Genomic DNA, 1,977 nt, shown 5'->3' with positions numbered 1-1,977 from the left:
CCAAGGACAAGCTGGTCTCGTCGGAAGTCCGTCCTGTCGTCGAAGGCCTGGTCAACGAAGCGCTCGGCACCTGGCTGGAAGAACATCCGAGCGAAGGCAAGGTGGTCGTCGACAAGGTGATCCAGGCCGCGGCGGCGCGTGAAGCGGCGCGCAAGGCGCGCGATATCACCCGCAAGAGCTCGCTCGGCGTCACTTCCCTGCCCGGCAAACTGGCCGACTGCCAGGAACGCGACCCGGCGAAGTCCGAAATCTTCATCGTCGAGGGTGACTCCGCCGGCGGCTCGGCCAAAGGTGGGCGTTCGCGCCAGAACCAGGCGATCCTGCCGTTGCGCGGCAAGATCCTCAATGTCGAGCGGGCGCGCTTCGACCGCATGCTCGGCTCCGACATGATCGGCACGCTGATCACGGCGCTCGGCACCTCGATCGGCAAGGACGAGTTCAACGCCGACAAGCTGCGCTACCACAAGATCATCCTGATGACCGACGCCGACGTCGACGGCGCCCATATCAGAACCTTGCTGCTGACCTTCTTCTTCCGGCAGATGCCGGAGCTGATCGAGCGCGGCCATCTCTACATCGCCCAGCCGCCGCTCTACAAGGTGACGCGCGGCAAGAGCTCGCAATACATCAAGGACGAGAGCGCGTTCGAGGAGTTCCTGATCGGCTCGGGACTGGAGGAAGCATCGCTTACGCTCGGCTCGGGCGAGGTTCGCATCGGACAGGACCTGCGCGGAGCCATCGACGACGCACTGGCGGTGCGCCAGCTGATCAACGGCCTGCACACGCGCTACAACAGAGGCGTGGTCGAGCAGGCGGCGATCGCCGGCGGGCTCAACCCGGACGTGTTCACCGATCTCGGCCGAGCCAACGACATGGCGGAGCGGATTGCAAAACGCCTCGACATCATTGCCGAGGACACCGAGCGCGGCTGGACGGGCCGCATGTCGACCTCAAACGAGGGTGTCGGCGGCTATGTGTTCGAGCGCACGGTGCGCAGCGTCAAGGAATACGCGCATCTCGACCTGGCGCTGATCAATTCGGCCGACGCACGCCAGCTCGACCGCTACGCACAGCGCCTCAGCGAGGTCTACGGGTCGCCGCCGGTGCTGCGCCGCAAGGATGTCTCCGAAACGATTTCGGGGCCCTTGGCGATGCTCAATGCGGTCTTTGCGACCGGCCGCAAGGGCCTGACAATGCAGCGCTACAAGGGTCTCGGCGAGATGAACGCCGAACAGCTGTGGGAAACCACGCTTGACCCGAATGTGCGCTCGCTGCTGCAGGTCAAGGTCAATGACGCGACCGACGCGGATTCACTATTTTCGAGGCTGATGGGCGACGAGGTCGAACCCAGGCGCGAGTTCATCCAGGACAACGCGCTGTCGGTCGCCAATCTGGATATCTGATCCGGACGTTAAATTCTGAATTGGCGCGCTGCGGCGCGCCAATTGTTCCACCGGCGGCAACAGAATCATTTTACAACGCCCCGGAACGGAAGTCCCTGCGGGACATTGTGACAACATCGATCACAATTTCTTACAGGAGGCCTTCATGGGACGCGGCATTTTGCTCTGGTTGCTCGGTATTCCGATCCCGATCATCATTCTGATCATGCTGTTCGTACGGTAGGGGGCTTCCATGCAGTCCACCCTATCGGCTGTCGACGTTTCCACTTCAACAGAATCCTCCTCCACCGCCGTCAGTTGGGGACCGATCATCGCCGGTGCCTTCGCGGCTTCGACGTTGACCTTCATCCTCATGCTGCTCGGTTCGGGGCTGGGATTGACCATGGTGTCGCCATGGTCGGGATCCGGCGCATCTGTCACCACTTTCGCGGCGTCCACCGCCGTCTGGCTTGTCATCGTGCAATGGCTGTCCTCTGGTGTCGGAGGCTATCTTGCCGGGCGGCTGCGCACCAAATGGGTCGGCATCCACACCGATGAGGTCTATTTCCGGGACACCGCACACGGCTTTCTTGCC

General features: G+C 62.6%; 1 protein-coding gene and 1 pseudogene. Both read left to right on the top strand.

What is annotated here, in order from left to right:
- On the top strand, nucleotides 1-1,403 hold a 1,403-nt coding region (locus EN939_RS32035; RefSeq protein ID WP_245473248.1), incomplete at its 5' end, for a toprim domain-containing protein.
- 232 nt (nucleotides 1,404-1,635) lie between these two features.
- Nucleotides 1,636-1,977: pseudogene (locus tag EN939_RS32030) on the top strand (hypothetical protein); the annotation flags it as partial.

The organism is Mesorhizobium sp. M7A.F.Ca.CA.002.05.1.1 (assembly GCF_003998335.1).
In the GTDB taxonomy this organism is placed as follows: domain Bacteria; phylum Pseudomonadota; class Alphaproteobacteria; order Rhizobiales; family Rhizobiaceae; genus Mesorhizobium.
Note: the sequence above shows the minus strand (reverse complement) of the source record. Positions and strands in the feature narration are given on the sequence as shown.